This is a genomic window from Anoxybacillus sp. MB8, from assembly GCF_011006755.1.
GTDB classification, from domain to species: Bacteria; Bacillota; Bacilli; order Bacillales; family Anoxybacillaceae; genus Anoxybacillus; species Anoxybacillus gonensis.
Genome location: NZ_RXXX01000087.1, coordinates 1 through 2,199 on the forward strand (window position 1 = coordinate 1; position 2,199 = coordinate 2,199).

General features: G+C 40.7%; 1 protein-coding gene. It reads right to left on the bottom strand.

From position 1 onward, the window contains the following. Positions 1-106: 106 nt before the first annotated feature. Positions 107-1,951: a stalk domain-containing protein gene (locus EKC99_RS15205; protein ID WP_240468904.1), complete on the bottom strand. Its 1,845-nt coding sequence runs from the start codon at positions 1,949-1,951 to the stop codon at positions 107-109. Positions 1,952-2,199 lie beyond the last annotated feature (248 nt).

Genomic DNA, 2,199 nt, shown 5'->3' on the forward strand with positions numbered 1-2,199 from the left:
TTAAAAAAGATGACCCCTATTCAATATAGGAATCATCTTCTAGCTGCTTAATCTCTTTTTTTATAGTGTCCTTGACATGGGTGCCACTTTAGTTGCTCATCCTCTTTTATTGTATAGATGAAATTTCGATTCCTAATGGTAAAGCTGATCCTCCAGCATGCATAAATTCGAGCGTAATGACGTCTTGTTGCCCCCACATATAGTAGTCAATATATGCGGATTGTGTCACTGGCTCAAGTGGAGGAATGACATATGTGGATCCATTTATACGCATGGCTCCACAGTAGGCACCCCCTCGCCCGCTAAACCGTAGCCGAATCATTTGTGTGGAATTTGCACTACGTGTTACAGGGATATGAACACGATAGACAGCTCCATAATGTCCTGGATTGTGAATAGTCATGTTTGTAGGACTTAACGCCCGCTGAACAGACATATAATGATCCGTTTTCCCATTTGAAATATTGTAGGAAATAGGTTCACTCCCCACTGTATACGTTGGTAATGTCGTTTCAATCGTTGCCCCTTCCCATACTCCTCGTGCATGTGTAGCATATGAATCAAGTGGAACGGGGGTCGGATCTACTGTGATTGGAGACAACAGCCCAGACGTGACGACTGTACGAATACGATAAGAAAGCTCTTCTCCACTTCGTTTCGCGACTGTAAAGTCATATAAAAAACCGATGAGCTGTTGTGTTGGAACGTCGAACATATGTAGTATACGTTGACTTTGTGGTCGAATAACTACCGGTGACGACACCGTAAGTGCGTTGCGCAACATCGTTTCTGCAATTGGTAGTCCGACATCATAATGTCCCCAGCTATTTGGGCTGATGCGATACGTCCCTTTTCGATTGATTACTTCAAGTTCTGTAGTAGATGATAAATTTTCAATTACAATGGCTACATTCACTTTTTCATCAAATAAATTAATATGCCAACCAAAAACACGATGATCGACTTCTGTTTCAACACTTTGCACATAATCCGCACTCAGTGTTCCGGATTTATTTGGAATCGTTGAGATGGCCAACATCTCTGGATTGTCACTGACTAACAATCGCCGCTTATCAACAACGTTTATTTCTTTCACGAGGTTTGGACGTGCAATGGAGTAGGACTGTTTTGGCAATACTGTACTTCGGAATGTTGTACGTGGAATGGAAATGTGTATTTCCTTTGCTGAATTTATGGTAAATTGCCCTCCGAATAGCATGGTAATTGCCGAAAGAGATATGTACCATTCATCTCCTAAACGAATAGGCTCCAGTTGTAATGTAACAGGTTGTCCATCGACTTCCGCTTCTTTACTATTTTCATACAATACGATACGTCCTCGCGTTGTATGAATGGTCAAACTTTCGTGATCTTCACTCCATTCCACATTGGCATCCAGTGCCGTAACGAGTGATTTGATCGACACATATCGGTATTGACCGTTTGTCATCAGTGGAGTTGTAAGCGGTGCACCATTGACAAAAGCCCCGTCCGACAAAGGAACGAGTGCAGAAAACGAAATGTTTACTTCTCTCCCTGTCCATTCCACCTTGCCGCCGAGGGATTCAGAAATAAAGCGAATAGGAACAAATACTCTCCCTTTATAAACAATAGGTGGAACATCAAGAGTGACTGTTTGCTCGTTAATGAAGGCGACTTGCGACTGCAAACGGATGGATATTGTTTTCCCATCTTTTTGAACGATGACTTGCTTTTGTTGTTCATCCCAATGTACATTTGCCCCCATGGATTGAGAAATCGCTCGAAATGGCACAAGAACGCGATTATTCACCATAATCGGTGAAGCATCCGTTTGTATGACTATTCCGTTTGTTTTAATGGGGATATGCATAGGCCGAATACTTGTTGCTTCACTAGATGTTGGCATAGTTGAAAAGATCATGAGTGCAACAAGTGCATATCCAACGATTTTTTTAAACAACGTAACCACTCCTTCCTATGACATTATACCATAGGACTTCCTTTTGTCACGTATTTTGGAATTTGAAGTAAAAAAAGACGTTCAATTGGACGTCTTTTATTTCTACTTGATTATGAATCTATGAAATAATAACAAAATCTATAAAATGTAAAAAAGATTGTTTTTTGGCTCTTCACCACAAGTTGTACTTGATGATTTAAGATCGGTGTGCATAGAGAAATTAGAGGGTACAAAAAATGCGAATTTTCCTGTATGGT